General features: G+C 43.5%; 26 protein-coding genes and 1 riboswitch. Of the genes, 19 read left to right on the forward strand and 7 right to left on the reverse strand.

What is annotated here, in order from left to right; genetic code table 11:
- The 11 genes from fliD to ibpA all read left to right on the forward strand — a co-directional run bounded on the left by fliD (position 1) and on the right by ibpA (position 9,526).
- Positions 1–1,614, forward strand: coding sequence for a flagellar filament capping protein FliD (fliD, locus tag C9J47_RS24265; protein WP_245903612.1), 1,614 nt, complete (start codon positions 1–3; stop codon positions 1,612–1,614).
- A gap of 20 nt (positions 1,615–1,634) precedes the next feature.
- Entirely contained in the window at positions 1,635–2,042 is a 408-nt protein-coding gene (gene fliS, locus C9J47_RS24270) for a flagellar export chaperone FliS (RefSeq protein ID WP_107256236.1), read from the forward strand.
- A complete protein-coding gene (locus C9J47_RS24275; RefSeq protein ID WP_245903615.1) occupies positions 2,032–2,319 on the forward strand; it encodes a hypothetical protein in 288 nt (95 codons plus the stop codon). The genes fliS and C9J47_RS24275 overlap by 11 nt, the downstream gene beginning before the upstream one ends.
- Positions 2,320–2,331: 12 nt before the next feature.
- Positions 2,332–3,570: a flagellar hook-length control protein FliK gene (locus tag C9J47_RS24280; protein ID WP_170107573.1), complete on the forward strand. Its 1,239-nt coding sequence runs from the start codon at positions 2,332–2,334 to the stop codon at positions 3,568–3,570.
- Positions 3,571–3,590: 20 nt separating this feature from the next.
- Positions 3,591–4,085 carry a flagellar basal body-associated FliL family protein gene (locus C9J47_RS24285; protein ID WP_107256240.1) on the forward strand — a complete coding sequence of 165 codons (495 nt, stop codon included), beginning with the start codon at positions 3,591–3,593 and terminating at the stop codon, positions 4,083–4,085.
- Positions 4,086–4,096: 11 nt separating this feature from the next.
- Positions 4,097–4,852 carry a FliA/WhiG family RNA polymerase sigma factor gene (locus C9J47_RS24290; RefSeq protein WP_107256242.1) on the forward strand — a complete coding sequence of 252 codons (756 nt, stop codon included), beginning with the start codon at positions 4,097–4,099 and terminating at the stop codon, positions 4,850–4,852.
- A gap of 12 nt (positions 4,853–4,864) precedes the next feature.
- Positions 4,865–5,713, forward strand: a complete 849-nt coding sequence (gene motA, locus C9J47_RS24295; protein ID WP_107256244.1) for a flagellar motor stator protein MotA — start codon at positions 4,865–4,867, stop codon at positions 5,711–5,713.
- Positions 5,714–5,719: 6 nt separating this feature from the next.
- Positions 5,720–6,712 carry a flagellar motor protein MotB gene (locus tag C9J47_RS24300; protein ID WP_107256246.1) on the forward strand — a complete coding sequence of 331 codons (993 nt, stop codon included), beginning with the start codon at positions 5,720–5,722 and terminating at the stop codon, positions 6,710–6,712.
- Positions 6,713–7,065: 353 nt separating this feature from the next.
- Positions 7,066–8,112, forward strand: a complete 1,047-nt coding sequence (gene parM / locus C9J47_RS24305) for a plasmid segregation protein ParM domain-containing protein (protein ID WP_107256248.1) — start codon at positions 7,066–7,068, stop codon at positions 8,110–8,112.
- On the forward strand, positions 8,105–8,803 hold the full coding sequence (locus C9J47_RS24310; protein WP_107256250.1) for a hypothetical protein: 699 nt from the start codon (positions 8,105–8,107) through the stop codon (positions 8,801–8,803). The genes parM and C9J47_RS24310 overlap by 8 nt, the downstream gene beginning before the upstream one ends.
- A gap of 285 nt (positions 8,804–9,088) precedes the next feature.
- Positions 9,089–9,526, forward strand: coding sequence for a small heat shock chaperone IbpA (ibpA, locus tag C9J47_RS24315; RefSeq protein ID WP_107256252.1), 438 nt, complete (start codon positions 9,089–9,091; stop codon positions 9,524–9,526).
- Between the two features lie 207 nt (positions 9,527–9,733).
- Here ibpA and C9J47_RS24320 read toward each other — a convergent pair whose 3' ends face one another.
- The 3 genes from C9J47_RS24320 to glyQ all read right to left on the reverse strand — a co-directional run bounded on the left by C9J47_RS24320 (position 9,734) and on the right by glyQ (position 14,261).
- On the reverse strand, positions 9,734–10,984 hold the full coding sequence (locus C9J47_RS24320) for a valine--pyruvate transaminase (protein ID WP_107256254.1): 1,251 nt from the start codon (positions 10,982–10,984) through the stop codon (positions 9,734–9,736).
- Between the two features lie 286 nt (positions 10,985–11,270).
- Entirely contained in the window at positions 11,271–13,340 is a 2,070-nt protein-coding gene (glyS, locus tag C9J47_RS24325) for a glycine--tRNA ligase subunit beta (protein ID WP_107256256.1), read from the reverse strand.
- Between the two features lie 9 nt (positions 13,341–13,349).
- Positions 13,350–14,261, reverse strand: coding sequence for a glycine--tRNA ligase subunit alpha (glyQ, locus tag C9J47_RS24330; protein WP_107256259.1), 912 nt, complete (start codon positions 14,259–14,261; stop codon positions 13,350–13,352).
- 302 nt (positions 14,262–14,563) lie between these two features.
- Between glyQ and C9J47_RS24335 the strand changes: the two genes are divergently transcribed.
- From C9J47_RS24335 to C9J47_RS24345, 3 genes are all read left to right on the forward strand, one after another.
- The gene (locus C9J47_RS24335; protein ID WP_245903617.1) at positions 14,564–15,277 is read left to right on the forward strand and encodes a YiaD family glycine zipper/OmpA-like lipoprotein; all 714 of its coding nucleotides are present in this window, start codon (positions 14,564–14,566) and stop codon (positions 15,275–15,277) included.
- Positions 15,278–15,389: 112 nt separating this feature from the next.
- Positions 15,390–15,493: riboswitch (yybP-ykoY riboswitch) on the forward strand.
- A gap of 92 nt (positions 15,494–15,585) precedes the next feature.
- Positions 15,586–16,143: a TMEM165/GDT1 family protein gene (locus tag C9J47_RS24340; protein ID WP_170107576.1), complete on the forward strand. Its 558-nt coding sequence runs from the start codon at positions 15,586–15,588 to the stop codon at positions 16,141–16,143.
- A 150-nt stretch (positions 16,144–16,293) separates the two neighbouring features.
- Complete coding sequence (locus tag C9J47_RS24345) at positions 16,294–16,545, forward strand: hypothetical protein (RefSeq protein WP_107256265.1); 252 nt, start codon at positions 16,294–16,296, stop codon at positions 16,543–16,545.
- Between the two features lie 54 nt (positions 16,546–16,599).
- Here C9J47_RS24345 and tusA read toward each other — a convergent pair whose 3' ends face one another.
- A complete protein-coding gene (tusA, locus tag C9J47_RS24350) occupies positions 16,600–16,848 on the reverse strand; it encodes a sulfurtransferase TusA (protein ID WP_011216896.1) in 249 nt (82 codons plus the stop codon).
- A gap of 139 nt (positions 16,849–16,987) precedes the next feature.
- On the opposite strand from tusA, the gene C9J47_RS24355 reads away from it, so the two are divergent.
- Together C9J47_RS24355 and C9J47_RS24360 are read left to right on the forward strand one after the other, a co-directional pair.
- Positions 16,988–17,170 (forward strand): hypothetical protein, encoded by a 183-nt coding sequence (locus tag C9J47_RS24355; RefSeq protein WP_107256267.1) that lies wholly within the window; start codon positions 16,988–16,990, stop codon positions 17,168–17,170.
- A gap of 147 nt (positions 17,171–17,317) precedes the next feature.
- Complete coding sequence (locus tag C9J47_RS24360) at positions 17,318–18,259, forward strand: LysR family transcriptional regulator (protein WP_107256269.1); 942 nt, start codon at positions 17,318–17,320, stop codon at positions 18,257–18,259.
- A 142-nt stretch (positions 18,260–18,401) separates the two neighbouring features.
- Here the strand turns inward: C9J47_RS24360 and acuI are convergent, their stop codons facing one another.
- The 3 genes from acuI to fadB all read right to left on the reverse strand — a co-directional run bounded on the left by acuI (position 18,402) and on the right by fadB (position 22,931).
- A complete protein-coding gene (gene acuI, locus C9J47_RS24365) occupies positions 18,402–19,382 on the reverse strand; it encodes an acrylyl-CoA reductase (NADPH) (RefSeq protein WP_107256272.1) in 981 nt (326 codons plus the stop codon).
- Between the two features lie 206 nt (positions 19,383–19,588).
- The gene (fadA, locus tag C9J47_RS24370) at positions 19,589–20,752 is read right to left on the reverse strand and encodes an acetyl-CoA C-acyltransferase FadA (RefSeq protein ID WP_107256274.1); all 1,164 of its coding nucleotides are present in this window, start codon (positions 20,750–20,752) and stop codon (positions 19,589–19,591) included.
- Between the two features lie 16 nt (positions 20,753–20,768).
- Positions 20,769–22,931, reverse strand: a complete 2,163-nt coding sequence (gene fadB, locus C9J47_RS24375; protein ID WP_107256276.1) for a fatty acid oxidation complex subunit alpha FadB — start codon at positions 22,929–22,931, stop codon at positions 20,769–20,771.
- 502 nt (positions 22,932–23,433) lie between these two features.
- Here fadB and C9J47_RS24380 point away from each other — a divergent pair.
- From C9J47_RS24380 to hemG, 3 genes are read left to right on the forward strand one after another with little or no spacing between them, the layout of a single operon-like run.
- Positions 23,434–24,060 (forward strand): YigZ family protein, encoded by a 627-nt coding sequence (locus tag C9J47_RS24380; RefSeq protein ID WP_107256278.1) that lies wholly within the window; start codon positions 23,434–23,436, stop codon positions 24,058–24,060.
- 30 nt (positions 24,061–24,090) lie between these two features.
- Positions 24,091–25,548 carry a TrkH family potassium uptake protein gene (locus C9J47_RS24385; RefSeq protein WP_107256280.1) on the forward strand — a complete coding sequence of 486 codons (1,458 nt, stop codon included), beginning with the start codon at positions 24,091–24,093 and terminating at the stop codon, positions 25,546–25,548.
- A gap of 9 nt (positions 25,549–25,557) precedes the next feature.
- A complete protein-coding gene (gene hemG, locus C9J47_RS24390) occupies positions 25,558–26,082 on the forward strand; it encodes a menaquinone-dependent protoporphyrinogen IX dehydrogenase (RefSeq protein ID WP_107256282.1) in 525 nt (174 codons plus the stop codon).
- Positions 26,083–26,622: the final 540 nt, after the last annotated feature.

The raw sequence follows: 26,622 nt of genomic DNA on the forward strand, positions 1-26,622 counted from the left end.
ATGTTAATGACAGGGATAGGTTCAGGTATTGACTACGAAAGTATGATTGCCGCGATCGTGGGTGCCGAACGTGCTCCGAAAGATAATCAGCTTGCACGCCAAGAGGGCATGAACCATGCCGAGAAGAATGCGCTGCAAGAGATTCAGTTCACCCTCAACAGCTTTCGCGACAAAGTTGAAGATCTGAACTCCAACCGCGAGCTCCAAAAATTAAAGGCGTCGTTAAGCAACGATGATGTGTTATCAGCGTCGGTAGACAGCAATGCGGTGCCGGGCGAATACAGCTTTGAAGTCAAGCACCTAGCGCAAGCTCAGCGTGATCAGCTATTCAAGGCACCTGAAGACAGTATGTTCTCAACGGGCACCATCAGTTTTGGTGCGGTCAGCGTTAAGATTGACGGCGCAGGTGGTTTACAAGAAAAATTAACTACCGAGCAGACCGATAAGAAGGCGGCGCACGTGGATCAGGTTTATCAGAAGATTTCTGATGACAAGAATTTGAATTTGGATCTGACGAAGCAGGCCGATCGCGACATAGCTAAAGATATCTTGGAAAATTCAGCCAACTCTGATTTTGATCCGGATCGTCTTGCAAGTTACACCGAACAGCAAAAAACGTATGACGATAAAATCACCCGTTTGAACACGCAGGGTGTGACCATTGAAGAGCTGCAGTTAGCGATTAATAACGACCCTAAGAATGACGGGGTAAAAGCCACTTTGGTGCGCAGTGGTACCGACGTTAGCATGGTATTAAATGCTAAAGAAACCGGAAAGGATAATGGTTATAGCATAACGAGCAGTTTGAAGGCGAGTGATTCGAGTTATCCAGATCCGGTTCCAGCAGATCCGGCAAATCCACCGAAGTTTACAAGTTATGATCCAGCGGTACATCTGCAAGACCCGTTAGATGCCACAGTCATGTTCGGTACCATGGAACTGACGTCGGCCACCAACAAAATGGAAAACGTGATCGATGGCATCACCCTCAATTTAAAAGCCGCCAATAAAACTGGTGAGACGGTCAACGTTAAAGTCGAGCGTGATGAGGCATCAGTCAACAGCACTATCAAGTCGTTTGTTGAAGACTACAACAAAATTATTGAAACCGTTAATACCTACACCAAGTCGAGTGAAGATAAGGCCGCAGCGCTGTCGGGAAATTCGGCGACCCGCAGTATGGTCAGCCGTTTGCGTGGCGTGATTGGTGCTGAATACGGTTCATCAAACTATAACACCCTGTCTCGGTTAGGTATTACCACCAACCGCGAGGGTGGTACGCTTAAAATTGATCAGAAGAAGCTGGATAAAGCACTGGAAGATGATTTCGATGCCGTTTCAAAGCTCTTTTTAGGTGATGAGAGTAATAGTCAGATCGGCATGATGGATCAAATGATGCTGGTGCTGGATGACTACCACAAAAATGGCGGTACCTACGATCGCCGTATTGATCAGCTAGAAATTAACAATAAACAGATAGCAGAAGACCGTGAAAAGTTAGATTCACGTATGGAAGCCAAAACCCTGTCGTTACGTGCCTATTATGCGCGAATGGACACCCAGATAGCCCAAATGAACCAGACACAGAACATGCTGGTCAGCATGCTGATGTAGCAAAGAGTGAAGCATAATAAATGATGAACAGTGAAGGCCTAGGCGCCTACCAACATTCGCAAAACCATGCCCAAGCCGCGGCTGCTAGCCCGCATCGTCTGATTCAGATGTTGTTAGAAGGCCTGCTGGACAATTTAAGCCGTGCCCGTGGTTTTATGGAACGCGGCCAGATTGCTGATAAAGGCATGATGATTTCAAAATGTCTCGACATTTTAAATGGCCTTAGCTCGGTCTTAGACGAAGAAAAAGGCGGCGATGTTACCGTCGAATTGTTTCGTTTATATGACTACTGCGGCAGGCGCCTGTTTGAAGCCAATATCAATGATGAGCTCGAAGGCATTGATGAAGTGACCCGCTTAATTACCGACATTCTTGAAGGCTGGGTGGTTCTTAAGCCAAACCGAGTGCAGGTCGGTAATGAGTCTTGAGCAGCAACTTCAGGGCATTATAGCTAGTTTTGAAAAGGCTTTGGCCAAGCAAGATTGGCAAACCCTTGGAGTGCTAGACAGCAAGTTGCAGCACGCGATTCCCAAAATTAAACAACAGCCACTGACAGTAGCCGATAAACAGCAACTGCAGCGGTTGAATGCGTTTTATAGCACCATGATTGCAGCAGGTGAGCGCGAAAAAGCGTACACCCAGCAGCAGATCCAGCAGCAAGAATGCAATAAAGAAGGCGTACTTGCGTACTTGCAAAACAGTTAATGAATGAATGACATGAATATTTCAGCCACTATCGCTGCGCAACAAAGCGCGACAAGCAATGTAAAAACAAGCCATGTTGCAGAAAAAAGCGTCAGCTCAAATAAAGCGTCGTCATCGACAGCAACGTCTGATGTTAAGCCTAACGAGCTGGATGGCGACTCGATGAGTTTTGCTCAGTTCGAGCAAAAGATAAAACAACAGCCAGAGCAATCGGAAGAACCTACGAAAGCTGATGATAATGCGCTACCGACAGCAGAAGAGCTGGCACTGCAGATTGAGCAGTTATTGGCGCAAGTCGCCGATCCCGCTGCACAGCCACAAGCGGCTTTGTTAGCGAATGGCCAGTTAGCGAATGGTCAAGCGGAAGCCGCTAAAACTGAAGCGTTAGCGTTGGCCCAGCAAGTGTTGGCAGCTTCAACAGCGACACTTGCTCAACCGTTATCGACGATGAACCCATTACCTGGCCAAGCGTTGCCAACAGGAGCAGATAAAGCGGCTCTGCTGGAAAGCGCACAGCAATTTCTGACTCAGAACTCGGATTCTTTTGCTCAGGTAAAAGCGGGGGACGGTTCTTTTGCGTTGGCGAAAAATGCCGTGATGTCGCGAGATGGGTCGTTATTGTCTGCAGATAACCCAATGACGATGAATGAGACGGCACTGATGGATAAGTTAGCCAACGCGCTGCTGCCTACCTCATCCACCTCGCCACTCGCGATGAATGTGGCGAGTAATATCAATAGTAATACCGGCCAGGTACTTAACGGCCAGAGCCCGTCACAATTGGTTGCTGCTTCTTCAAGTGTCAGCCAGCAGTTGCAGGCGAGTGTAGATATTACCAAACCTGAATGGGGGCGCGATCTTGTTGAGCAGCTTCGTTCTCGACTACAGCTGAGCAAAAGTGATCAAATTCAACATGCTCATATACGCTTAGACCCGCCTGAACTGGGGCGTTTAGATGTTAGCCTGCGCATGGATGGTGACAAAGTCTCGGTGCATTTTACTGCGGCACACCCGCAGTTACGCGAAGCATTGGCGACTAATGCCGATCGCCTGCGGTTTGATTTTGACGGTAGCCAGATGCAGTTAACCGATGTTTCGGTTTCAAGTGGTATGTACCAACAGTCGCAACAGCAATCAGGTCAAAGAGATGAGCCAGAAATCATGACTAACCAGTTTATAACGGCCAGTGAAAAAACAGATCAGAGGTCAGCAATGGCGACATCTGTTGGCCGTTATGAATCCATGATTTAAATACATTTAAAGGTTTTGCTATGGCTGATGAAGCTAAACAAGAAAATAAAAGTAAAAAGATCCCACTGATTATTGCTGCGATCGTATTGGTTGTTGCTTTAGCTGGTGCTGGCGGCTGGTGGTATTTCCAGCAACAAGCAAAGAGCATGGCAATGGCAGTAGAGGTTGAGCCACAAGTGCCAATTGCTGCACTGGTTAAAAAACCGGTATTTCTCGAACTGAAAAAATTTGTGGTGAGTGTTCCGGGTGATGATCGTCTTCATTATTTAATGATGGAAATGTCGGTAATGAGCTACGACCAAGATGAGCTCGATAAGCTACAAGATTTCCTGCCAGTTATTCGTAATGCAGTGATCACATTATTGAGTAAACAGCATTACAACGACCTGACGCAACTCGGCGTGATGGAGCCGCTGCAAATCGCATTGCGCGATAAGCTACGCAGAGTCATGAATGATATGGCGAGCAGTAATGGTATCGATCAAGTACTGATCACCAAAATGGTGATTCAGTAAAGGAGACGGATGTGCACAGTGCAGCAATGTCTTATGACGCACAAGGGCTTCATGCTTATCAAAAAAGCCATCAACTTGGCCAGAAGGCGCGTGAACAGCGGTTAGTGAGCAAACATGCAAGCTTAGTTAAGCGTGTGGTTCGCCATCTTACCGCGCAAGTCACAACGGTGATGTCGTTAGAAGATATGGAGCAAATCGGCCTAATGGCACTGCTCGATATTATTCGTCGTTATTCTGATGAAGATGATGCGTCATTAGAGCGTCTGGCTGTGCAACGGATCCGTGGTGCGATTCTTGATGAGTTACGCCGTATGGATTGGCGTTCGCGCCGTTCACGCCAGAAAAGCCATGAACTACGAGATGCCGAGCGGGTTTTAGCTCGTCAGCTTGGGCGTATGCCAACTGATCAAGAACTTGCCGCCGAATTGGATATAGAGTTGGGAGACGTTAAGCAACGTCGGGTTGATACCCAGGCCGAAAGCCTTACCAGTATGGAAGCCTTACAAGAAGACGGTGAGCAATTCTTTGGTTTGAGTTTTCAATGTAACAGCTACGAGCGCGTGGCATTGAAAAAAGCTATGGCTCAGGCCTTAGCGCGATTATCGGAGCGAGAACAAGTCATGTTGAGTTTTTACTACGAACATGAAATGAACTTAAAAGAGATCGGCTTAGTGTTTGAGTTAACCGAGGCACGTGTTAGTCAGATCCATAAGAAAGCCCTGAAAAGTTTAAACAGTATGTTAACGGATTGGCGAGAGTCAGTTTAGCGGAGTTGTCACATGCAAATTATTATTGGTTTCATCATTGTATTCGGAAGCATTGTCTATGGTTACACCCATGCATCTGGACGGTTATTAGCCCTTTGGCAACCCGCTGAATTTATTATTATTCTTGGCGCAGGCTTTGGGGCCATGGTGATCTCAAATCCCCCCTATGTCTTAAAAAATATCCTGACTCGTCTTAAGATGATGCTTGGTAAAGGGTATAGCGAAAATTATTATAAATCAGTGTTAGAGCTGATGTTTGAGCTGCTCGAAATTATTCGTAAAGACGGCATTAAAAAGCTTGATGATCATATCGAGAACCCACAAAACAGTAGCATCTTTAGTAAATACCCAGAAGCGATCCGCTCTAATGTACTGGTCAGTTTTATTACCGATAATTTACGTATGATGGCGATGGGAAAAATGAACCATCATGATCTGGAAGCGGTGTTAGAGCTTGAGCTTCATGCCTTAGAAGGGGATTTGATTCGCCCTGCAAAAGCGTTAGGTAAAGTGGGCGAGGCAATGCCGGGTTTTGGTATTGTTGCTGCGGTACTCGGTATAGTGGTAACCATGCAGAGTATCGGTGGTGACCTAGCACTGATCGGAGTAAAAGTTGCGGCCGCATTGGTGGGAACCTTCTTTGGTATTTTAATGTGTTATGGCGTATTCGAGCCTCTTGCTGCCGGCGTTGCGAACCTTGTTAAAAAAGAGATGATGGCAATGCATATGGTATCGGCCATTTTGGTCTCTCAGGCTCAGGGTAAGCCGACGTTACTGGCTTTGGATGCAGGGCGTAAAGTCTTACATACTGAGGTTAAACCCTCTTTTGCCGAGATGGAAAACTGGATGACAGGGCAATAGTCAATCATGAGTAAAGAACCCCATATTATTATCGTTAAGAAAAGGGCGCGAGGTCATCATGATGAGCATCATGGTGGTGCCTGGAAGGTTGCTTTTGCCGATTTTGCTATCGCGATGATGGCGTTTTTTATGGTGCTGTGGTTGATGGGGATCACAACTCAGGAGGAGCGGATTGAAATTGAGCAGCGGCTGCAAACCGCCTCTGTTTTTGATAACATTTTCGAAATCACCAACAGTCCATACCCCATTGACTTTGATGGTAATGCTTCTCCATTTGAAAACCCTATCAATAGTAGTACCAATAGTAAAAGAAGGAGTGATACGTCTGTTGCGCAGCAAACTCCTCAAGGAGATGACAAGGCGAGTGCGGGGCGAGGGCCTAAATTAAATTCGATGTTGGCAGGTAAACAGCTTTCAACCGCGCAGCTGACGATGTTAGCTAAGGGGTTAAATGAAATGGCGGAAGCACTGTCGGCGTCTAATAATATTGTGTTGGAAATTGTACCGCAAGGTCTGCGCATTTTGATCCAAGATGATGATGATCATTTTATGTTTCAGCGTGGCGGTATTGAAATGACCCCTTTCTTTGAAGATATGTTGTATAACCTTGCCCCAGTACTGGGCCAGATAAAAAACCGGATGGTGATCAGTGGGCATACAGACAGTATCCCTTTTCATCGCCGTGATTACAGTAACTGGGACTTATCGGGATCTCGGGCATTGAAAGCGCGTCAGGTGTTAGTCGACTCCGGTCTTCCGGTTGCGAATATCCTGCAAGTTGCAGCGATGGCAGCGCGTATGCCTGTTAATAAACAAGATCCTAAAAGTGGTAAGAACCGTCGCATTGAAATGATGGTTTTAACCAAGGACGCTGATGATCAACTTGCGCAACTCTTTGGTAAAGATCAACTAGAGGCGAAAGGCCCTGCTGTTAGCAAAGCACGAAGTTATGCCGAGTCTAACCGGCCAGTGTCACGCCTTGATGTGATGGTGAACTAGCCATAGAGTTTATTTTATGCGAAACCTGAGTTGCCATTGCTTCTCAGTATCCGCTGCAAGATAATGGCAGGCCTACCACAGATCACGAAGCCATGGCGCAATATTTGGGCTGGGAATTGAAGGCATTCGCAAGTCATTAAATGTGGATGACTAGGTGTTTCCGTTGATGTTGCTGAAAGTCTTATGATTTTTTTAAGGAAGACTCGTGCTTCCTTATTTTTATTGGGTTTTTATTGTTAAAATAAAACCTTTTGCATTGTTTTTTTTAAAAGTAATTAACTTTTCATGACGGTATCACCATTTGGATATTGTTATAAAAAGGGCGTTACTAATTATTATTAGTGAGTGAAGTAATGACGGTATCGGCGTTTAAAATTGCGGTTGACGATGGTTCAACAAATGTAAAAGTAAGCTGGATTGAAAACAACCAGTTAAAAACCATCGTTTCTCCAAATTCTTTCCGTAAAGATTGGAAAAGTGCAGCGCTGCGACGCGATAAAAAAGTTTATAACTACACCATTGGTACAACGAAATACACTTACGATGCAACGTCAGATAAAGCATTAGCAACGACGCATGTTGATTATCAATACGATGATCTGAATCTGCTTGCTGTGCATCATGCATTAATGCAAACCGGCCTAAAACCATGCACCGTTACTTTAGTCGTCACTCTGCCAATTACTGAGTTTTATAACTCAGAAGACTGCCAGCGTAATGAAGAAAAAATCAGCAAGAAACGTGCGAATTTAATGCGTGAGATCAGCTTAAATAAAGGCGAGCTATTTGAAGTCGCTGATGTAGAAGTCATGCCAGAGAGCTTACCTGCAGTGCTATCAACCTTGATAAACTCAGATTGTAATGAATTCTCACGTTCACTGGTTGTTGACTGTGGCGGTACAACGTTAGATATGGGTATTATCGTTGGTCCGTTTGATGATGTTTCCGCTGTTTATGGTAATAACGAAATTGGCGTTTCAATGGTTACAGATGCCGCGCGTAAGGCATTGGCCTCTGCAGATAGCGACTCTAGCTTCTTAGTGGCAAATGAACTGATTAAACGTCGCTATGATTTAGACTTCGTTAAAGAAGTTGTTAACGACGAGTCACAGATAAATAATATTCTGGATAAGATTGAAATTAAGATCCAAGAACTGGGTTCAGCTGTTGCTTATGAAGCAAAGAAATTTGCCAAAAACCCTAACCGTGTTTATCTGGTTGGTGGTGGTGCGCCGTTGGTATATGATGCGATTCAAGCTGCTTATGAAGTATTAGGCGATCGTGTGGTGCTGATTAAAGATGCACAGTCGGCATTGGCTCGTGAATTATGCCTATACAATACCGATGTTGAAGAGGTTCACATTGAGCGTGAAACCTTAGTTGAGGTCGAAGATGAGTAGTAATCAGTTAAAGCGAGTTAACTACTCAATTTATCTGGATCCTGTCAATTCTAATGCTGACCGCTATGCGGTTGGCGTTATGCAGGGCTGGGCGAAAGATCGTAAAGAGATGATGTCAGATCCAAGTGCAGGCGTAGCCCTGCATTACAGTCTGCATATGCATAAGAATATTTATCTAGCAGGAATGTTTCTTTACTTACTTAGCCCCGCACTTAGTAATGCCCTTGCAGGATCGTTAACTGAAGAAAGAATTAAGATAGACACGCTAGAACAGCAGTTAGAAAACTGTGGGCTAGCATTGCCTTCTACTAAGTCGTCATTGCCAGCGTTTGATACTCATGCATTGATTGATGAGTTGAAGGCTGCGGTAAATATGAAACCGTTGATGGATGAAATTCAACAGCTCAAGGCAGGATTGACTGAATCCAATACCGAAACTGCAGCGGTACAAAATGGACTATCAGAAAGTGATATAGCGACATTGCAGCAGAATTTGGCTGCTGAAATAAAAGCGCATAGTCAGCATCGAGAAATCGCTGAATTAAAAGCACTACTGAAAACACAGAATAAGCTGATTAAGTCGCTTTCAAATGGGCAACCATTACCTGAAATTGAAAAGCCTGAACCTGAACTGGATTTATCACAACAAATTGCGAATATTCAGAAGGTGAAAAAGAAAGGTATCTTTTAATTGTTATCAATAAAACCGCACCAAAGCGCATGCTCTGCCAACCGATAATACCTAAGGCGAAGTAACCTATCAGGTTGCTCATCCATCGTGTTTTTATCGGTGAGTACTGCGCTTTGAATGCCTCATCTACAACAGTTTGTTCAGACATAGCCTTGAAAAATACCTTTCTTCCCCTTATATCTATTGATGAAGAGCAAGACGCCTCAAGTAGGGTTATGTGCTTGGTTTGTCCTTTAAGGAAAACCACTTCATTATTTATATTGCTTCATTAGAAGGATAGGTATTATGCGCAACGTAGATTTCACTCCTCTTTATCGTTCAGCTATTGGCTTTGATCGTTTATTCAATCAAATGGAAAAAAATGTGAGTAACGCAAATACTGGTTACCCGCCATATAACATTGAGCAACAAGATGATAATCACTACCGTATAACAATGGCTGTTGCAGGTTTTGCTGAAGAACAACTCGATATTACACAGCAACAGAATAAACTGATTGTGCGCGGTATTCGCGAAAGTGAAAAAGAAGAACGCCAGTATTTATATCAAGGTATTGCTGAACGTGATTTTGAGCGTAAGTTCCAGCTTGCTGATTATGTCAAAGTTATCGATGCTCAAATGGTGAACGGTTTACTTCATATTGATCTTGAACGTGAGATCCCAGAAGAGCAGCAACCAAGAAAAATCGCCATTAATGGTCGTCGTATCGTTGAGGATGAATAAAGACTAAGTCACTTTATTCATAAAAGAGTAGTGAAGGTCAGCTCATGCTGACCTTTTTTGTATCTATAGGTTTGGTTTGCAAGCTGACCTGCTATTGCTAAAAGATCTGCTATCAATGTTTCATGTGAAACATTGCGAAAGGGCATTATTGAGCTTTAGTAATGTAAAAAGAATAGGTTGCATTACTATCACCTATTCTTTGATTAATTAGCCTTCAGCATACGCCTTGGCAACTTCTTCAGCGATAACCGCAATGCCTTTTTGCATATCTTCGCTACTTTGAACATAGTTCATTCGCAAGCATTCATGACCGTGTTGCCAGTCATCATCTAAGCCAATAAAAAAGTATTCGCCTGGAACAATTAATACTCCTCGCGCTTTTAAGCGACGATAGAGTTCCATTGTCGTAATCGGTAACCCTTTAAACCATAACCATAAGAACATCGCACCTTCGGGTTTATGAATACGAAAACGTGGGTCTGTAATCGCGGTTTGTAACAGCTTTACCGCGTCCTGTGATTTTCGTAAGTAAAAAGGTTTGATGACTTTTTCACTTAAAGCCAGTAAATCATTTCTCTCCATCATCTTATTGATGATGGCCGGACCAACGCTCCCTGGTGCTAAACTGAGTACGCCATTCATATTGGTTATTGCTGTGGTGATTTCTTCACTCGCGATTACAATGCCACAGCGAACGCCTGGTAAACCTAATTTTGAAAGGCTCATACATAGAATGGTATTTTCATTCCAGAAGGGGGTAACATCAGCAAAAATAATATCAGGAAACGGCATGCCGTAAGCATTATCAATGATTAATGGAATCTTGTGTTCTTGAGCCAGCTGATCTAAATGGTGAATCTCTTCATCGGTGAGTACATTACCCGTTGGATTCGTTGGGCGAGAGGCGCAAATAACCCCGATATTGCTATCGACTTTTAACTCTTTAAAGTCGATGTGGTATTTGAATTGACCGTTATCCAGTAAGGTGATTTCAGGGTGATAAGAAATAAACATATCATCACTTAATCCTGAATCGCCGTAGCCAATATATTCAGGTGCTAACGGGAGTAATACTTTTTTCTTGCTACCGTCTGGAAACTCTCCAGCCAGCAAATTGAAAAGGTTAAAGAATGCACTCTGGCTACCGTTTGTTAGCGCAATATTTTTCGCGCTAATATCCCAGCCATACGTGTCACGGAGCAAATCGGCGAGGGCAGTGATGAAGGTATTCTTCCCTTGGGGTCCATCATAATTTGTCATTGCCGCTGCGAGTTCACCCGTACTAACCATCTCTTTGGCTATATCGTTAAAGTAATCCACCATGAAGGGAATTTGTGCGGGATTGCCGCCACCTAGCATGATTGCGTCTGGATTTCTTAAGCCATCATTCAAGTCATCCATCAATTGAGTGATACCTGAATAACGAGCGAACTTATCTCCGAATGTAGAAAACTCCATGTGTACTACCGACCTTAGTGTATTGTTCTAATCATTATTTGTTAAATAAGTGTATAAGTTGTATTCACATTTCAACATACATGATTGTACTGCAGAGGGAAAGAACAAGAAGCAACCAATTTTTCTGGTCTGATGTTTCATGTGAAACAATGGGTTTTATATTTAAATCACTTAGATTTTGCTGAATTTCTGATGGTTATATTTCACTTTAATGCTGTTTCACGTGAAACACAGACATAAAAAACCCCACACTAAAGTGTAGGGTTTATATTCTTTTTGCGGCGAGTTATTTCTGAACTAAAGAAATATCTGCAACTTTTAAGAATTCGTTACGTAAAAGGTTAAGCATCGTTAGACGATTCACTTTAAGCTTTTCGTCATCAGCCATAACCATTACGTTATCGAAGAATGCGTCTACAGGTTCACGTAGCGTTGCTAGCTCAGATAGGGCTTGTTGGTAGTTACCTTCGGCAAATACTGGCGCAAGCGCTGCAATCATCGCTTCTACTTTTTCTGCTAATGCTTTTTCGGCATCTTCAATCAGTAGTGAGCTATCTACGGTCAATGGCAATTCACCATCAAACTTAGCCAAGATATTACCAACACGTTTATTGGCTGCGGCTAATGATTCTGCTGCATCTAATGAACGGAAGTGGCTCACGGCTTTAACACGCTTATCGAAATCAGCTGGCTGTGTTGGGCGTAATGCTAATACTGCTAGAATTACGTCGACACTATGCCCCTCATCTTGATACCAAGCGCGGAAGCGACCTAGCATAAAGTCGATAACGTCATCTTCCACGTTAGCATTTGTCAGCTTGTCACCAAACTGAGCACGTGCCTTCGCGATAAGATCAACTAAGTCTAGGTTGTAACCTTTCTCTACGATGATGCGTAGCACACCGAGTGCTGCACGGCGTAGGGCGAATGGGTCGCTGCCTTTTGGTGCTTGACCAATACCGAAGATACCTACTAGCGTATCAATCTTATCTGCCATCGCGACAGCCGCTGAAACACCAGTACTTGGTAACTCGTCACCTGCAAAGCGTGGCATGTACTGTTCATATAACGCTAATGCTACATCTTCAGCTTCACCATCATGGCGAGCGTAATGCATGCCCATCACACCTTGGGTATCGGTAAACTCGAATACCATTGATGTCATTAGGTCACATTTGGCTAATAGGCCAGCGCGTTTAGCATTTGTTACGTCTGCATCGATTTGCTCTGCAATGTAACCAGCAAGCTCAGTAATACGATCGGTCTTATCTTTAATCGTACCAAGTTGCTTTTGGAAGATAGCCGTTTCTAGTTCAGGAAGGCGATCAACCAATGGGCGTTTACGGTCTGTTTTAAAGAAGAATTCAGCATCCGCTAGGCGAGGGCGAACAACCTTTTCATTACCTTCGATGATCTGACGTGGGTCTTTCGACTCAATGTTTGTCACGAAAATAAACTTAGGAATTAGGTTGCCTTCAGCATCGTAAACCGGGAAGTACTTCTGGTCACCTTTCATGGTGTAAACCAGTGCTTCAGACGGTACGTTTAGGAAGTTTTCTTCAAATGATGCTGTTAATACAACAGGCCATTCAACTAAAGATGTGACTTCTTCAACTAGCTCATCTTCAAGATCAGCAATGCCACCCACTTCCAGTGCCGCTTTCTTAGCACCTTCAAGAATGATTGCTTTACGTGCTTCGTAATTTGCCATTACTTTGCCACGTTCTTCAAGAATAGCTGGGTACTGATCTGCATTATCAATCGTAAATTCAGCTTCACCCATGAAACGGTGACCACGAATGATGCGTGCAGAGTCAGCGCCGAGAATATTGCCTTCGATGAGTTCGTCACCTAACAGCATGGTTAGGGTTTTAACTGGGCGAATAAACTGTATTTCGTTGTTACCCCAACGCATAGGCTTAGGGATCGGCAATTTAGCTAATGCTGCTGCAGCAAGGCCACTGAGTAGTTCTTGAGCTGGCTTACCTTTCACTTCTTGCTTGTACAGTAACCATTCGCCTTTCTCTGTTTTCAGAGTATCAGCTTGCTCGACAGTAATACCATTACCACGTGCCCAGCCTTGAGCGGCTTTCGTTGGGTTACCTTCTGCATCAAAAGCGGCAGAGATAGCAGGTCCACGTTTTTCAACGACGCTATCAGCTTGGCCTGTAGCCAGTGCTGTTACTTTTAGCGCTAAACGGCGAGGCGTTGCAAACCACTCTATACCTTGGTGTACAAGTGCGGCTGCTTTTAACTCTGCTTCAAAGTTTGATGAAAATGCTTCAGCAAGTGTGCGAAGAGCTTTAGGTGGTAGCTCTTCAGTTCCTAATTCGATAAGGAAATTTCTTTCAGTCATGCGACGTCCTTACTTATCTTTTTTGCACATCGGGAAGCCAAGTGCTTCACGAGACGCGTAGTAAGCTTCAGCAACTTGTTTAGTCAGGTTGCGAATACGTAAGATGTAACGCTGACGCTCGGTAACCGAGATCGCTTTACGTGCATCAAGCAAGTTAAACGCATGACCTGCTTTTAGAATACGTTCGTAGGCTGGAAGAGATAACGGAGTCTCTAGTGCCAATAGCTCCTTACATTCTTTCTCGCACTGGTCGAAGAAAGAGAATAAGAAATCTACGTCTGCGTGTTCAAAGTTATACGTTGATTGCTCAACTTCATTTTGGTGAAAGATATCGCCATAGGTTACTTTACCTAGTGGACCATCAGTCCAAACAAGGTCGTAAACTGAGTCAACGTTTTGGATGTACATCGCCAAACGTTCGATACCGTAAGTGATTTCACCTGTTACAGGTTTACACTCAATACCACCAACCTGCTGGAAGTAAGTAAACTGTGTTACTTCCATACCGTTTAGCCAAACTTCCCAGCCAAGACCCCAGGCACCCAGTGTTGGGTTTTCCCAGTTATCTTCAACGAAGCGGATGTCATGTACCTGAGTATCAACACCCAGTACTTCAAGTGAGCCAAGGTATAGTTCCTGAATATTGTCAGGAGATGGTTTTAGCATTACTTGGAACTGGTAGTAGTGCTGTAGGCGGTTTGGATTTTCACCGTAACGGCCATCAGTAGGACGGCGTGATGGTTGTACATATGCTGCTGCAATTGGCTCTGGACCTAAAGCGCGAAGACATGTCATTGGGTGAGAAGTACCAGCACCAACTTCCATGTCTAGAGGTTGAACTATTGTACAACCCTGCTTGCCCCAGTAATCCTGCAGTGCGAGGATCATACCCTGAAAGGTTTTAATATCGTAATTCTGCATTGTGAACTTCGCGAGATTAGTGGATGAAAAGTAATATTCCAGTATACCTCGCATGGCTTTTACCGAGTAGGGTTAGTGCGTGTTTTTTATTCGTCTTTGACTCTTTTGCAGGACTATTTTTTTAAACATCGATGTGTTTATATCTCCACTGTGTTTTTTTGACATTATCTTGATGTGCAAAAAATCAGTGTTCATTATAATAGAAGCAGTTTCTGGCTCATTATCTTTAAAATAATGAGTGAGTGGTAGTGATTAGACATCGATCATAAATCGAGAATATGGAATAACAAATGGTGAAGGCAATGGATTTTTCAATGGTATCCAATCAAACATTATCAAAGAATAAAGTATCCAATAAGTGGGTACGTACAGCGGTATTTGCAGTGATGACATCTGTTGTTGCTACTGGCTGTACAACGGTAAACCCATACTCGCGTGAAGAGCAAACTGCGAAATCAACCAGTGGGGCACTTATCGGTGCGATTTCTGGTGCTGTTATTGGTGTGGCTTCTTCAAGTAAAAGTGACCGTGGTAAAGGTGCATTAATTGGTGCTGCATCAGGTGCTGCACTTGGTGGTGGTATCGGTTACTACATGGACGTGCAAGAAACCAAATTACGTCAGCAATTAGAATCTACGGGTATTAGCGTTACCCGTGATGGCGATAATATTGTATTAAACATGCCGAACGAAATTACATTTGGTATTGATCAGTCAGATCTAAGTTCACGCGCTGTTGCCGCGTTAAAGAATGTTGCTCTTGTTGCGAAAGAGTACGACAAGACGCTTATTAATGTTTACGGCTTCACTGATAGCACTGGCTCTGCATCGTATAACCAACGTTTATCGCAGGTTCGCGCAAGTGAAGTGAGTAGTAACTTGATGCGTGGTGGTGTTGCGGCTAATCGTGTTATTACCAAAGGTATGGGTGAAGCAAAGCCAATTGCCTCAAATAAAACTGAGCAAGGCCGTGCTGAAAATCGCCGTGTAGAAATCGTGTTGAGTCCGCTTTCTTAATCTCGATGCTTTTTCTGGTTACCAACTGTTAGCTTAACGGTTGGTAATCTTCTTGCCTTAATCTTCTCTTTTATTCTTGTATCCTTTTATCTCTCTCGTTATTATGCCGTTTCCTTTGGGGAGTAGCCTCTCGATCTATCGAGATAATCGTCAACATACTTGAAGCAAAATCTTCATGGCGATTATGACTCACACTAATCCTACTTTAGTGAGTTTGGCGAGACCATTGGTAAACCAGCATGAACCGGGGTGGGGCATGTACGTTTACCTGTGGTTTTTATAAATATCCTCGCCCCCAAGAGCATGTCGTGAGCGTATTAGCTGTATCCATTACTACTGTTGCCTTAGCTGAAATTGGCGATAAAACCCAACTACTATCTCTACTGTTAGCGAGTCGCTATCGTAAACCTGTACCCATTATTCTGGCTATTTTTCTTGCGACGATTGCTAATCACGCACTGGCTGCTTGGCTGGGTGTCGTTGTTGCCGACTATCTCACACCTGATGTATTGAAATGGACACTCGTGGTTAGCTTTGTGGTGATGGCGGGTTGGATTCTCATTCCTGATAAACTGGATGATGACGAGAATATTTCTAACCGTGGTCCGTTTGTCGCCAGTTTTATTGCTTTTTTCATTGCGGAGATCGGGGACAAAACCCAAGTCGCGACAACCATGCTAGGGGCTAAATACAGTGATGCGTTATTGCTTGTCGTATTAGGTACAACGGTAGGTATGTTATTAGCGAATGTGCCAGTGGTGTTGATTGGTAAATTATCAGCAGAAAAAATGCCGCTAGCATTGATCCGTAAAGTAACAGCAGCCTTGTTTGCTGGCCTTGCACTGGCTGCTGCATTTGGTTTGTAGTGGTTATTGATGTTCCACGTGAAACACGTTCTTATCACGTTAACTACCAGATAGTATGACCTTTTTGTGAATTGTGATGCTGATAGCTGTGTGGAAAAAAACGGCATGATACAGTGATAATACTAGCATGGTGTTTAGTAGGAGGAAGGTATGAACCGGTTTCTCGCTATATCTCCACAGAGTCAGTTTTGGTTGTTTAACACTGCACTTATTCTTAATATTTTAGGAATGGTACTAACGGATATGTGGCTACCGATGGTGGTTGGTGCCATTGTGACAACCTACTTATCGGTCGATGCGCTTGTTCGGCTGCGTTATGTGATTCCAATGAAAAAGGAGATCCGTGACTTAAGGCATGAATTAGAAAGTGCGCGCAAAGAAGTTAAAGAAAGCTACGAGTAGGCGATGGTAATCAGATTGTAAACACTAAAAAGGCAGCTCTTAGAGCTGCCTTTTTTAATTTGAACCTTTACGGATTAGAAAGCGGTATGGCAGAGTTTCTGTATCAGCGGCAACCAGAGTGTGATCCATAAAGCGACAAAAGCTTGGTATGTCTCTTGTTGTCGATGGGTCATCTGCAAGTATTAGTAATGTCTCGCCTTCTTCCATTTTTCTAACTGTTTTACGTACCATCATTACAGGTTCTGGACAGCGCAATCCTTGTGCTTCCAAGTTATGTGTTGGGTTTTCAAATAATGCTGTCATAACGATTTCATTCTGGTTTCGAAGGCTTGATCATACTGATGGATAATAATTAATCAATAAGGGTTGGCAAATCAAAGTAAACTGTGTAACTTATTTAACAGGTGCTTAACATTTCTTCTGAAGGATTAGGAGGTATCGAATGCTGACACAGATTGATCGATTAACTATTTATTGCGTGCTGTGCTTTATAACTTTTTGCTCTCTCGTTTTACGCAGCCCCAATGATATGAGTATTTTTGCGCTTGGTGGGTTAATTGCCGCCGCGATCGGACTTTGGTTCGAATTAACCAATTCACCAGAACTCGAAGAGGAAGATGGTTAACTTTCACCTCTTACACTATACATCTACTACACTCTCCCTAGTTTTCTTGGGCTTCCCCGCTTTTTTGCGGGATTTTTTTTATCTGTCCCTTCATAATCTAATTGTTTTGGTAACTGTGCTGTTATCGCTAAGTAAGTGAAGCTTGATATGGAATTAGAAGAAGTCTACCGCCGTGATTTAAATTTATTGGTAGCATTGAAAGTATTGCTTGATGAATGCAGCGTCAGCCGGGCAGCTATACGGTTGAACTTGAGTCAATCGGCGATGAGTCGGGTTTTAGGTCGCTTACGTGATTTGTTGGCTGATCCGTTATTTACTCGGCAAGGGCAGCATCTTATTCCGACCCAGCGTGCATTAGAAATAAATGAATCATTAAATGATCCCTTGGAAGCACTGCGTATTTTACTTACACCAAGTGGCTTTCGACCTGAGTTATGCGATCAACGGTTTGTTATCGCGACTACCGATTATGCAATGCAAACCATTTTACCTTTTGCCTTACCGCGCATTTATGAAGAAGCCCCAAATATCTCATTGAAGTTTGAGCCGTTACAGCATGACCATTTACTTACTCAGCTCACAACAGACGGGTGCGATATGGCAATATGTCGCCCAACCAGTATCGATACCTCATTATGTCGAGATCATCTTGGCTTAGTGAGTGTTTTTTGCATGCTCTCAAGAAACCACCCAATGGCTGATAAAGATCTTACCCTTGATGATTATTTGTCGTTTCCTCATGCCATGATTGCGATAAGCGATGGGGTGAAATCGTTAATTGATGAAGCATTGCGTGGTTACCCTGAGCGGAAAATGGCCTTACGTGCATCGCATTTAGAAGCCGCCCTAGCCATAGTGGATAAGATGCCACTGATCATTACGGTGCCTGCTGATTTAGCGTATTTAGTCGCAGACAGATATGACTTGGTTGTGAAGCCGTTACCCTTTGAATTTGAGCCGTTTGATTATTCACTACTGTGGCATCCACGTTGTGAACACTCTGCTTCTCAGGTGTGGTTGCGGAATCTGATAAAAGAAGAATGCAGTCGCCTTATTGGTCAGCGCATTCGCGATATGGGACTAGCATGAGTGATCTAATGAGGTGAGGAGGTTGCTATTTTTATCTTGCCTCGATAAAAAGGGCCAGCATAAGCTGGCCAAGGTAGTCTTACTTTTTTCTGATTTGTTGCTTGGCTTTGTTTGAATAAGCCAGTATTAACAGCGGTACTGTTTACAGTTTAATAACGACACGACCCGTTACCTGGCCGTTGGTGATGTCTTCTGCGCACTCGGCTACTTCTTCTAAACTTACTTCGCGACAAGCTTGTTGATAGTAGCTTGCTGGCAATAGTTCAGTGAGTTTCTTCCACGCTTGCTGGCGTTTTTCGAATGGGCAAGATACAGAGTCAACACCTTGTAGTCTTACATTTCGTAGAATAAATGGCATAACAGTTGTAGGTAGATCAAAACCACCGGCTAGGCCGCACGCAGCAACAGCTCCGTTATAATCCATTTGTGCTAGTACTTTGGCGAGTACTTTACTGCCTACGGTATCAACAGCACCTGCCCATAGTTGTTTTTCTAGCGGGCGAGCTGGTTCTTCAAACTCGCTACGTTCAATAATGCGGCTTGCACCAAGCTCTTTTAGCAATGGACCGTTTACTTCGCTTCGACCAGTAACAGCTGCTACTTGATAGCCAAGTTGGGCTAGTAGAGTTACAGCAACAGAGCCCACACCACCACTTGCACCTGTGACGACAACTTCACCCGACTCAGGCGTTACGCCAGCATCGATAAGTGCTTGTACACATAGCATTGATGTTAGACCTGCAGTACCAATCATCATTGCTTGTTTACCATCAAGATTTTCAGGTAGTGGTACTAGCCAATCAGCGTTAAGGCGTGCTTTTTCTGCCATGCCGCCCCAATGTCCTTCACCAACTCCCCAGCCAGTAAGCACAACTGCATCACCAACCTGATAACGATTATCGCTAGACTCGAGTACTCGACCTGTTAAATCGATACCTGGAACCATTGGGAATTGACGAACAATTCGGCCTTTGCCAGTAATCGCTAGACCATCTTTGTAGTTTAATGAAGAGTAATCTACATCGATTAATACATCACCTTCAGGCAGCTCAGATTCATCAACTTGACGAATGCCTGCAATAGTTTTTTTCTCTTCTTGATCAAGAACAAGTGCCTTAAACATAGGTGTGCTCCGAGTATTAATGAAAGGGGGCGTTGAATATGTGCAGAGTGTAGCTTTGATATAACTATGAATGAAATGAAACATTATCATTTTATACATGCTTTTTTTGCATAGACAGATATCGATGATTAAATCTGTGTGTTTTTTCTTCGTAAAAAAGCCCGTGTCGTCACGGGCTTTGTTGATTTATTGCTGTTTATGTCGAGTTACACGCGTTCAAATACCGTCGCGATTCCTTGACCTAAACCAATACACATTGTTGCTAAGCCAAACTGAACATCATGATGTTCCATTTGGTTGATCAATGTTGTTGAAATACGTGAACCTGAACAACCAAGCGGGTGACCAAGCGCAATTGCGCCACCATTTAGGTTCACCTTCTCATCAATTTTATCGAGTAAGCCTAGATCTTTAGCACAAGGAAGCGACTGTGCCGCAAAGGCTTCATTAAGCTCAACCATGCCAATATCATCAATACTGAGACCTGCTCGTTTTAGGGCTTTTTGAGTCGCAGGAACGGGTCCGTATCCCATAATGGAAGGATCGCAACCAGCAACAGCCATTGATTTAACACGTGCGCGAATGGTTAATCCTAATTCTTTAGCGCGGTGTTCGCTCATCACCAGCATTGCAGATGCACCATCCGATAACGCTGATGAAGTGCCTGCTGTAACTGTACCGTTAACCGGATCAAATACAGGTCGTAGGTTAGATAGCCCTTCAACGGTTGTTTCTGGACGAATCACTTCATCATAGTCGTAAAGTTTAAGGACACCATTTTCATCATGGCCTTCGAGTGGCAATATCTCATTCTTAAAGCGACCTTCAATGGTTGCTGCATGTGCACGTTGATGTGAGCGTGCGGCAAACTCATCTTGCATTTGACGACTAATACCATGCATACGGCCCAGCATTTCAGCTGTTAGCCCCATCATTCCTGCTGCTTTTGCGACAGATTTTGACATGCCAGGGTGGAAATCTACACCGTGGTTCATTGGTACATGACCCATGTGCTCAACACCACCGATGATGCAGCTTTCAGCGTCGCCAACCATAATGGCACGTGTTGCATCATGCAGTGCTTGCATTGAAGATCCACATAGACGGTTAACCGTTGTGGCGCCCACAGTATGTGGAATACCAGCCAGAAGTGATGCATTACGCGCAACGTTAAAACCTTGCTCTAATGTTTGTTGAACACATCCCCAGTAAATATCTTCAATTGAATTGGGATCTAGCTGCGGATTACGACTGATTAACCCTTTCATTAAGTGTGCAGATAAATCTTCAGCACGCACATTTCGAAATGCGCCCGCTTTAGAACGTCCCATCGGGGTACGGATACAGTCAACAATTACTACGTTATTCATTTTAAATCCCTCGTCCTTAAGCGTTTACTTGCTGTGTGTAGTAACTTTCACCTTTAGCTGCTTTTTCTCGCAGGCCGGTAGGTACTTCATAAACGGCACCAAGATGAGCAAACTTATCAGCCATGGCGACATATTCAGCTAAGCCTAGTGTATCGATATAACGGAATACACCGCCGCGGAATGGAGGGAAGCCTAAGCCATAAACCAGTGCCATATCAGCTTCTGCTGGCGTGGCTATTATGCCTTCTTCTAAACAACGAACAACTTCATTGATCATTGGTATCATCATACGCGCGATAATATCATCGCTGGTAAAGTCTGTTGCTGTACCTAAAACAGGGGCAAGTAAGTCTGCTACAGCAGGATCAATATTCTTCTTCGGCTTGCCTCGGCGATCTACCGAATAAGCAAAGAAGCCGTTCCCATTTTTCTGACCAAAACGTTGTTGCTCAAACATTACATCAACAGCATCTTTGTAGTTTTTACTCATTCGCTCAGGGAAACCTTCAGCCATTACTGCTTGCGCATGGTGAGCGGTATCAATACCAACCACGTCGAGCAAGTAAGCGGGGCCCATTGGCCAGCCGAATTGTTTCTCCATCACTTTATCGATTTGGGTAAAGTCAGCACCGTCGCGTAGCAGTAAGCTAAAGCCGGCAAAGTATGGGAATAGCACACGGTTTACAAAGAACCCAGGGCAGTCATTGACAACAATCGGCGATTTACCCATTTTGGCAGCGTAAGCGACAACGCGTGAAATTGTTTCTTCTGAAGTGTGTTCACCACGGATAATTTCGACGAGAGGCATACGATGGACGGGGTTAAAGAAGTGCATGCCACAGAAATTTTCAGGACGCTTTAGGGATTGTGCCAATAAATTAATAGGGATCGTTGAGGTGTTAGAAGCGATAACCGTTGTATCTGAAACATTGCTTTCAACTTCAGCTAAAACTGCCGCTTTAATTTTGGGATTTTCAACAACCGCTTCTACGACAACATCGGCGTCTTCCGCACCTGCGTAATGTAGGCTAGGGGTAATCCCTGATAATACTTTAGCCATCTTAACGCCATCAATTCGACCACGTTCAAGTTGCTTGTTCAGTAATTTTGCTGCTTCCGCCATGCCTAGATCAAGCGACGGTACAGCGATGTCTTTCATTAATACCGGTACACCTTTTAAGGCTGACTGGTAGGCAATACCACCCCCCATAATTCCAGCACCTAATACAACCCCTTTTTTGGTTGGCTGGCCTTCTTTCGCTGCTTTTTTGGCTTTGCCTTTTATGTACTGATCATTAAGGAAAATCCCAACTAACGATTGGGCGACATCTGTTTTGGCTAACGTGATGAAGTGCTTATTTTCAACGGCCAGTGCTTCATCACGAGACATCCGTGCAGCGGCTTCAATGGTAATAACTGCGGTCATTGGGGCTGGGTAATGTTTTCCCGCCACTTGAGCCACCATTGCTTTTGCCATCGTAAAGCTCATTGTTGCTTCAATTTTATTGAGCGTTAATGGCGCTTTCTTTTGTGCACGACGCTTTTGCCAGTCGAGTTTTCCAGCTATTGCGTCTTTTATCATGGATAACGCGGCATCTTTTAAAGCTGCTGGTGCTACGACGGCATCCACAAGCCCTAGTTTTAGTGCATCTTGGGCTTTTTTGTCTTTCCCTGCAGTGATGATCTCCATAGCAGAGTCAGCACCTAAAAGGCGAGGTAAACGAACCGTTCCTCCAAATCCGGGCATAATTCCAAGGCGAGTCTCCGGTAAACCAATACGCGCAGTGGTATCTGCTAAACGGAAATCTGTGGCGAGAACACACTCACAACCACCACCCAGTGCATGCCCATTAATTGCCGATAATGTCGGCACAGGCAGATCTTCCAGCTTATTGAAGATATCGTTGGCACGGGTTAGCCATTGCGATAACTCTTCTGCTGGTTTGGCAAATAAACCGAGAAACTCTGTGATATCGGCACCGACAATAAAGGCATCTTTATCAGATGTTACTAACAAGCCTTTTAAATCGGGTTGTTGATAAAGAGCATTTAATGCTTCGTTAAGGCACTCTAAGGTTTTCAGATCGAATTTATTTACAGCACCTGGAGCGTTGAGATTGAGTTCCGCAATGCCATCATCCAGATAACGAACGGATAGGGTTTCACCTTGGTAAATCATGTTCTATCTCCGTGAATTCTGATTCTATGCCAGATTAGACTTAACTGGTTTGACCTGTTTGTAGGTTAAATATTAGTCTGGACTTGTTAAGAAACTATTTCAACACTTATTTAAAACAATTGTTTAACTTTTTATTGCGCTGTTCGTCACATAATATTCGGTAGGGAATTTTTTTATTGATAATTAATGGGTTGCTAAAGTTTCTCTACTTTTAGTATGAATTTTATGACTGGTGAAATGTTATGGTTGTGTTATTTGTCGGTGGCTGTATGTATCGGCTCGTTTTAGGTCTTACTAATGTGAGGTGGGTGGTAATCTGTGATGTTGTTATTTCTGACTAATAATAGTTTCATCTATATATAGAGGCGATATTTTCATTCCTGTGCTTTTTTATGTTGTTTCTATGAATTGCCCTGTAGTGGGAAGGCAGATTTGAATTTGTTGTGGTACGTGTTGTGGTATCCTGCGCGATTATTTATCTGATTTTGTTTGTGGCTTTTGAATGGCAGTATTTGAACCCTATTTAGTACCAGCAGCAGATGCTGGTTTTGAAGAAGAGATTAAAAAGAGTCGTTTCATTACGTATCTAGCACATACACCTAGTATTGAAGCTGCAAAGGAATTTGTTCAACAGATAAAAACTAAGCATAGCGATGCTCGGCATAATTGCTGGGCTTTTGTTGCAGGTCGTCCTTCAGATTCTATGATGTGGGGCTTTAGTGATGACGGTGAGCCGTCAGGAACGGCTGGAAAACCAATACTGGCACAATTAACGGGTTGTGGTGTGGGCGAAATAACGGCCGTTGTCACTCGCTATTCTGGCGGTATCAAGCTTGGAACTGGTGGATTGGTAAAAGCATACGGTGGTGGCGTTCAACAAGCCTTAACTGTGCTGCAAACCAAAGAAAAGATAATAACCACAGAACTCAGCTTGAGCTGTGAGTATAATCAAGTGTCATTGGTCGAAACATTGCTGACTGAATATTCGGGTGTACAACTTCATGCCGATTATGGACATCAAGTTGATATGATACTTGAACTTGATAATCGTGATGTTGAAGCATTCAGTGCCAAGCTTAAGAATCGTAGTGGTGGGCGCATTATCCCAACTTCAGATTTAGACAAATAACCACATTAAGGATGAGAGCCACTAAAGGCCATGCAATTTCGATCTATAATTAGAATCGTCGGGCTATTGCTCGCGTTATTCAGTGTCACTATGCTTGCTCCTGCTCTGGTAGCGTTTATTTATCGAGATGGTGCAGGTTTCCCATTTGTCGTCACTTTCTTTCTGCTATTTACCGGTGGAGCTTTTCTATGGCTACCGAATAGACATCACCGACATGAATTGAAAGCGCGTGATGGCTTTCTGATTGTGGTGCTGTTCTGGACCGTAATCGGTAGTGCTGGTGCTGTACCTTTTATATTATCTAAAACGCCAGATCTCTCTATAACTGATTCTTTCTTTGAATCCTTCTCTGCTCTGACGACAACGGGCGCAACCGTGATTGTTGGGTTAGATGATTTACCTAAAGCCGTCCTTTTTTATCGGCAGCTTTTACAATGGTTCGGCGGGATGGGGATCATCGTATTAGCTGTGGCTATTTTACCCGTTTTAGGTATCGGTGGTATGCAGCTTTATCGGGCAGAAATTCCAGGTCCCGTGAAAGATAGCAAAATGACCCCGCGTATTGCTGAAACGGCAAAAGCCCTTTGGTATATCTACCTTGCTTTAACGATAAGTTGTGCCGGCGCATTTTGGATGGCGGGAATGAGCGTTTTTGATGCCATTGCTCATAGCTTTTCGACGGTAGCGATTGGTGGTTTCTCGACACATGATGCCAGCATGGGGTATTTCAATAGCCCAACTATCAATATGATCACCGTGGTTTTCTTGCTTATCTCTGCGTGTAATTTTTCATTACACTTTGCGGCCTTCGCAAATGGCGGTATCCATTTACGAACTTATTGGCGAGATCCTGAGTTTAGAGCTTTCTTCGGAGCTCAATTTATATTGTTTGCGATTTGCTTTGCGATGTTATTACAGCATCACTCTTATGATACTTATTACGATGCTTTTGATCAGGCGCTATTTCAAACAGTATCAATATCAACAACTGCAGGCTTTACCACGACTGGATTCTCAGATTGGCCCTTGTTTTTGCCTGTTTTGTTATTGTTTTCTTCTTTTGTTGGTGGCTGTGCTGGTTCAACTGGCGGTGGAATGAAAGTAATTCGTATGTTGTTACTTTTCTTGCAAGGTGTACGTGAACTTAAGCGTCTTATTCACCCCCGTGCTATTTATACAATTAAAGTGGGCAATAAAGCGTTACCTCAACGAGTGGTTGATGCTGTGTGGGGGTTCTTTTCTGCTTATGCATTAGTATTTGTTGTCTGCATGTTGGCTTTGATTGCTACCGGAATCGATGAGCTAACGGCATTTTCAGCAGTAGCTGCAACATTGAATAACCTGGGACCTGGTTTAGGCGAGGTTGCGGTACATTTTGGTGATATTAATTCATCGGCTAAGTGGGTGTTAATTATTTCTATGCTATTTGGTCGCTTAGAAGTCTTTACCCTGCTGGTTTTATTTACGCCAACCTTCTGGCGAAACTAAGGAGAGACTGTGGAAAAGGTTTTATTTCTTCATTCCAGTACTGATGGTCAAACAATTAAAATTTTTAAGCACATTGAAGAACAACTTGGCAATGAGTATCAATGTGAGGTTATGGATCTCCATCAGTCTCCCAATATCGATTTTTCTCTTTATGATCGTATCTTGATTGGGGCGGCTGTTCGTTATGGCCATTTAAATAAAAAGCTATACCAATTCATCGAGCAAAATCGAAAGCAGCTTGATGAATCAAAAGTCGGATTCTTTTGTGTGAACCTTACAGCACGTAAAGAAGGGAAGAACACCCCTGAAACCAGTGCGTATATGAAGAAGTTTCTTTTAAAGTCACCATGGGTACCTACATTACAGGCTGTTTTTGCTGGTGCGCTGCGTTATCCAAGCTATAACTTTTTTGATCGCACCATGATAAAGCTAATAATGAAGCTTACGGGGGGAGAAACGGATACGTCAAAAGAAGTGGAATATACCAATTGGGAAAAAGTGTCTGAGTTTTCCGTTGAGTTTAAACACTTCTAAGCTGAGGCAATAAGCTGTTTGATCGCTTTTTGTTCGTAATGGCTCTTTTGAGTGGAATTATAGAGATAAGGCTTGCTTCGATCGGTTTCCCCCCTATAATGCCACCTTATCGATACGGAGAGCGGCTTCTAATAAGGAGTTAGCGACGAAACGGTATCGCGGAAATTTAAAACGAAATGAGTTGAAAATAGTGTTTGACACTTCAGTTTAATTCGCTAGAATGGCCGTCCACTTCAAGAGAGGAGCGAAATGCTTAAAAGCATCACTTTTCGTTTGAAGTATTGTTCTTTAACAATTTGACCATGCAATCTGTGTGGGCACTCGTGAAATTTTAAGTCGAAAGATTTATCAATGAACTGAGTGACCTTAATCATCAATAGATGACACAGTCAATTTATGCTTCATTTCTTCGTAAGAAGAAACGAAACAAGAATATCAGTAAAAATCATTGAGCCGATTCGAAAGAATCAACAAAACTTTAATTGAAGAGTTTGATCATGGCTCAGATTGAACGCTGGCGGCAGGCCTAACACATGCAAG

The organism is Photobacterium indicum, assembly GCF_003026215.1.
In the GTDB taxonomy this organism is placed as follows: Bacteria; Pseudomonadota; Gammaproteobacteria; order Enterobacterales; family Vibrionaceae; genus Photobacterium; species Photobacterium indicum.

Excerpts from the sequence above, each read along its gene's own strand:
- parM (WP_107256248.1), top strand. The coding sequence starts at position 7,066 with ATGACGGTATCGGCGTTTAAAATTGCGGTTGACGATGGTTCAACAAAT.
- acuI (WP_107256272.1), bottom strand. The coding sequence starts at position 19,382 with ATGTTTAAGGCACTTGTTCTTGATCAAGAAGAGAAAAAAACTATTGCA.
- C9J47_RS24355 (WP_107256267.1), top strand. The coding sequence starts at position 16,988 with ATGCTGACACAGATTGATCGATTAACTATTTATTGCGTGCTGTGCTTT.
- glyQ (WP_107256259.1), bottom strand. The coding sequence starts at position 14,261 with ATGCAGAATTACGATATTAAAACCTTTCAGGGTATGATCCTCGCACTG.
- C9J47_RS24360 (WP_107256269.1), top strand. The coding sequence starts at position 17,318 with ATGGAATTAGAAGAAGTCTACCGCCGTGATTTAAATTTATTGGTAGCA.
- tusA (WP_011216896.1), bottom strand. The coding sequence starts at position 16,848 with ATGACAGCATTATTTGAAAACCCAACACATAACTTGGAAGCACAAGGA.
- fliS (WP_107256236.1), top strand. The coding sequence starts at position 1,635 with ATGATGAACAGTGAAGGCCTAGGCGCCTACCAACATTCGCAAAACCAT.
- C9J47_RS24285 (WP_107256240.1), top strand. The coding sequence starts at position 3,591 with ATGGCTGATGAAGCTAAACAAGAAAATAAAAGTAAAAAGATCCCACTG.
- motA (WP_107256244.1), top strand. The coding sequence starts at position 4,865 with ATGCAAATTATTATTGGTTTCATCATTGTATTCGGAAGCATTGTCTAT.
- C9J47_RS24380 (WP_107256278.1), top strand. The coding sequence starts at position 23,434 with ATGGCAGTATTTGAACCCTATTTAGTACCAGCAGCAGATGCTGGTTTT.
- C9J47_RS24345 (WP_107256265.1), top strand. The coding sequence starts at position 16,294 with ATGAACCGGTTTCTCGCTATATCTCCACAGAGTCAGTTTTGGTTGTTT.
- C9J47_RS24280 (WP_170107573.1), top strand. The coding sequence starts at position 2,332 with ATGAATATTTCAGCCACTATCGCTGCGCAACAAAGCGCGACAAGCAAT.
- fadB (WP_107256276.1), bottom strand. The coding sequence starts at position 22,931 with ATGATTTACCAAGGTGAAACCCTATCCGTTCGTTATCTGGATGATGGC.
- ibpA (WP_107256252.1), top strand. The coding sequence starts at position 9,089 with ATGCGCAACGTAGATTTCACTCCTCTTTATCGTTCAGCTATTGGCTTT.
- C9J47_RS24275 (WP_245903615.1), top strand. The coding sequence starts at position 2,032 with ATGAGTCTTGAGCAGCAACTTCAGGGCATTATAGCTAGTTTTGAAAAG.
- C9J47_RS24335 (WP_245903617.1), top strand. The coding sequence starts at position 14,564 with ATGGATTTTTCAATGGTATCCAATCAAACATTATCAAAGAATAAAGTA.
- C9J47_RS24320 (WP_107256254.1), bottom strand. The coding sequence starts at position 10,984 with ATGGAGTTTTCTACATTCGGAGATAAGTTCGCTCGTTATTCAGGTATC.
- glyS (WP_107256256.1), bottom strand. The coding sequence starts at position 13,340 with ATGACTGAAAGAAATTTCCTTATCGAATTAGGAACTGAAGAGCTACCA.
- C9J47_RS24310 (WP_107256250.1), top strand. The coding sequence starts at position 8,105 with ATGAGTAGTAATCAGTTAAAGCGAGTTAACTACTCAATTTATCTGGAT.
- fadA (WP_107256274.1), bottom strand. The coding sequence starts at position 20,752 with ATGAATAACGTAGTAATTGTTGACTGTATCCGTACCCCGATGGGACGT.
- C9J47_RS24385 (WP_107256280.1), top strand. The coding sequence starts at position 24,091 with ATGCAATTTCGATCTATAATTAGAATCGTCGGGCTATTGCTCGCGTTA.
- fliD (WP_245903612.1), top strand. The coding sequence starts at position 1 with ATGTTAATGACAGGGATAGGTTCAGGTATTGACTACGAAAGTATGATT.
- C9J47_RS24300 (WP_107256246.1), top strand. The coding sequence starts at position 5,720 with ATGAGTAAAGAACCCCATATTATTATCGTTAAGAAAAGGGCGCGAGGT.